A 3870-nucleotide genomic window follows, 5' to 3' on the forward strand; every position below is an offset into this window, starting at 1 on the left:
CCGCGCCGATGCCCTCTTCCTGTCCGAGCAGGAAAAGCAGTTCCGCCGCGTCAATCTGTTCGGCAGCTAAGAGCAGCTCGTAGTACAGCGGGCGGACAGTGCCGTTCAGATAGAATGGCTGCAAATCAACGACCTGGCAGGGCAGCGTCCGTTCCGCCAAAGCATGGGCGATGAGCGGCATTTGGCGGGAGGTGCGGCAGAGGATGGCGATATCCGACAGAGCCAGCGTGTTTTCACTGCTTTTTTGCAGACGATCAATCTCCCGGTGCGAGGTGCCGCCGACTAAGTGCTGAATCTGCCCGGCAATAAAGGCGGCTTCGCTTGCGGCGTTCACGGCGGCCTGGCGATACATCAGGCCCGGCTTGTCCGACATCGCCTGCGAATCGGGCACTTCCTCATTCCCATGATTATGCCGGATCACTGCCGCTGCTGCTTGAAGAATCCGCGCCCCGCTGCGGTAATTGCGGGTCAGGGCATGAAAGTCCGGCTGCTGCTCGGCCACGAACTTGCGAAACCAGGCCGGATTCGCGCCACGGAAGCCGTAAATGGCCTGATCAGGATCGCCGATGGCGAAGACCGCCGCAGTTTCAGCTAAAAGATGTACCAACTCGTACTGCGCAGCGTTCAAATCCTGAAATTCATCCACCAAAAGGTGGGCGACGCTGGCCCGGACTTCAGCGGCAAATTCCTTGTCGTGACGCAGCAGGCTGACGCAGGCCGGAACAATCTCATCCAGATCAAGCAGGTTGCGCTCGCGCAGGCAGCAAAAATAAGGCCGCAGCGGGTCGGTTTCGGCATAGCTTTCCGGCAGCTCCGCTTGGCTGGCGAGGAAGAGCGCGGCCTGCCGCCGGATGTCCTGCCGCTCGCGCTCGGCAAGCTGCGGGTAGCACTGGCGGACTATGCGCTCCCGCATCTCCGGCCCGGCCAGCGTGAGCTGCGGACTGCGACGGCGCAGCCAGCGCAGACAGAAGCCGTGGAAGGTCTCGACCAGCGCGGCCTGCTCGCCCACGCTGGCGGCCAGCCGCTGCCGGATTTCCTCTGCCGCTTTGTTCGTAAACGTGATGATGACCAGCGGCCCTTGGCCCTGCTCCAGCAGGCGGACAGCCCGCCGCACCAGCGTGTGCGTCTTGCCGGTGCCCGGCCCGGCCTGAACGATGATCCGGTCGGAATCGCTGTCCACAGCGGCCTGCTGCTCCGGGTTGAGCAGGCGGCGCAGCGGCTCTGGCTGGCCCTCATCCTTGTTTTTGAGACCGAGAGCAGCCTGTCTGCGCTCCTGCTTTTTTCTTGGCTTGGACGCGCTCAGACCGAAAAGATTGAGCTGACCGCCCAGCTCGGCCCGCTCGTCTTCGGCAAAGACCTTGATCACTCCGAATTCACCGTCATAGCCGGGCTGGCGGATGACCTTGCCTTCCCGCACCCGCTCCACGGCCTTGGCGAGCAGGGGCGAAACTGCTGCAAGCTCAGACAGCGGCGTGTCCAGCAGCAGGCGGAACTCCGAGCCGAAGGCGTTGATCAGCCGTCCATAGGCTTCATCCACCCGCTTGCTGGCCGGGCCGCAGCCGAACAGCTCGCCGAGCATTTCCGGCAGCGGAATGAGGCTGCGGACTGCGGGCGCGTTCTCCGGCCAGAGCGGCTCGTCCCGATCAGCCAGTTCCAACACCCTGTGCAGCACGCCGACCGTCAAGGCTTTGCCGCAGCCCGGACAAACGCCTTTGGCCGCGCGGGTCTGCTCCGGCTCAAAGCACACGCCGCAGCTGCGGCAGCCGTCGCAGTGGTATTTGCCCTCTTCCGGGTAGAATTCGATGGTCGCCGCCAGCCGCTGCCCGCAGCTTGGCTGGCGCAGGGCCTCGCGCAGGGAGAAGAAATCAAAGCCCGCCGCGAAGATGTTCGCCTCGCGGCCTAATTTCGCAGGGGAATGACAGTCGGAATTGGAGAGCAGGGCGAAGCGGTCAAGGGCGGAAATGCCGCGGTTCATGGCCGGATCGGAGGACAGGCCGGTTTCAAGGGCGAAGACCTCGCCGCTCAAATCGCCGAAGCAGTCTTCCAGCGCGTCAAAGCCGGACTTGGAGCCGAAGATCGAGAACCACGGTGTCCAGATGTGCGCAGGCACAAGGAAGCCGTCCGGCGCGTGTTCAAGGAGGATGGCTAAGAGCGTCTGCGAGTCAAGGCCGAGGATGGGCCTGCCGTCCGCCTCCAGATTGCCGATCCCGGCCAGCACGCCGCTGATCCGCCGCGCCGCCTCGAAGTCCGGGGCGTAAAGCAGATTATGCACCTTGCGCACCTGGCCGCCGCGCTTGTAGATCGAGCTGATCTCCGCGCTGAGGACAAAGCGGATGCGCGATATGTCCGGCTGCACGCCGGGCGGCAGGACAGCGGCCAGCCCGCTGCTCTCGTGGTTTTTCAGCTTGAAGAAGCCCGGCTCGGCAGGCTCCAGCTCGTCGCAGAGCTGCGCGAACCAGGCCGGGTGGGTGAAATCGCCGGTGGCGACCACATCAATGCCCTTGACTGCCGCCCAGGCCGCCAAGCCGTGCAAATTGCTGGACTTGCTGGTGGCGCGGGAATAACGGGAGTGAACGTGAAGGTCGGCGATGTAGGACATGGAGGTGCTGAGCATGAGTGCCAGCTTGGCAGCGTCTGGCTGCTGCCAAGCCATCATGGCCTACGCCGCCCGCACCAGCCAGCCGTGGCTGTCCGGGAGCTGGCCGCGCTGGAGCTGCTGAATGCCGTCAAAGAGCCGCTGGGCAATCGGGCCGGTCTGGCCGCCGCCGATCTGAATCGCCGCGTCTTGATAAACGAATTCACCCACCGGCGCGATGACTGCGGCTGTGCCGGAGCCAAAGGCTTCGCTCAGCGAGCCGTCTGCCGCAGCGGTCATGATTTCGTCCATGCCGATCCGCCGCTCGCTGGCTTTGATGCCCCAGTCAGCGGCCAGTTGCAGCACGGTGTCGCGGGTGATGCCGGGCAGAATGGTGCCGCCGAGCGGCGGCGTGATCAGCTCGTTATTGATGACAAAAAAAATGTTGGAAGTGCCGACTTCTTCAACATATTTGCGCTCCGCCGCGTCCAGCCACAGCACCTGGGTGCAGCCTTTCGCTTTGGCATCGGCAAAGGCCTTGAGCGAGGCGGCGTAGTTGCCGCCGGTCTTGGCCTCGCCCACGCCGCCTGCGCTGGCGCGGACATAGCGGTCTTCCACATAAATTCTGGTCGGCTTGAAGCCTTCGGCGTAGTACGCGCCAACCGGGCAGCAGATGATGAAAAACAGATACTCGTTGGCCGGATGCAGGCCGACAGCCGCCTCGGTGGCGATCATCGCCGGGCGGATGTAAAGCGACGCGCCCGGAGCCTGCGGCACCCAGCCGCGATCCAAGGCGATCATCTGCTTGAGGGCTTCCAGTACCTCTTCCGCCGGAATTTCCGGCATGCACATGCGGACAGCGGAGCGGTTCAGGCGGCGCAGATTGTCCAAGGGCCGGAAAAGGATGATGGAGCCGTCCGCGCCATGATAGGCTTTCAGGCCCTCAAAAATCTCCTGGCTGTAGTGCAGCACCATCGCCGCCGGATCGAGGCTGAACGGGCCGTAGGGCCTGATCTCCGCGTCCTGCCAGCCTTTGCCGACGCTCCAGCGCATGACAAACATGTGGTCGGTGAAATGTCTGCCAAAACCAAGATTGCCTTCGTCCGGTTTCTCCTTCAGCGTCTCCGCCTTGCGCAGCGTGATCTCCATTGTCCCGTCCTTTCTGGTGAAAATATGTTCAACTCTTGCGTATTGCCGAGAAAGTCCGCAGCGCTTCCTGCGGTCGCCCCATAATAGCCCGGCAGACCGCGAAAAGCAAGAACAGGCGCGCAGCATCGCCGCCGGATGAAGCGCAG

Annotated in this window: 2 protein-coding genes; both read right to left on the bottom strand. The window is 63.5% G+C overall.

Going from position 1 to position 3870, the window contains the following annotated elements; translation table 11 throughout:
• Positions 1-2656: UvrD-helicase domain-containing protein (locus tag ACNKID_RS07445; protein ID WP_417912811.1), on the bottom strand; the 2656-nt coding region annotated here is incomplete at its 3' end.
• A 3-nt stretch (positions 2657-2659) separates the two neighbouring features.
• Complete coding sequence (locus ACNKID_RS07450; RefSeq protein WP_417912812.1) at positions 2660-3724, bottom strand: branched-chain amino acid aminotransferase; 1065 nt, start codon at positions 3722-3724, stop codon at positions 2660-2662.
• Positions 3725-3870 lie beyond the last annotated feature (146 nt).

The organism is Candidatus Electronema sp. TJ, from assembly GCF_048287355.1.
Taxonomy (GTDB): Bacteria; Desulfobacterota; Desulfobulbia; order Desulfobulbales; family Desulfobulbaceae; genus Electronema.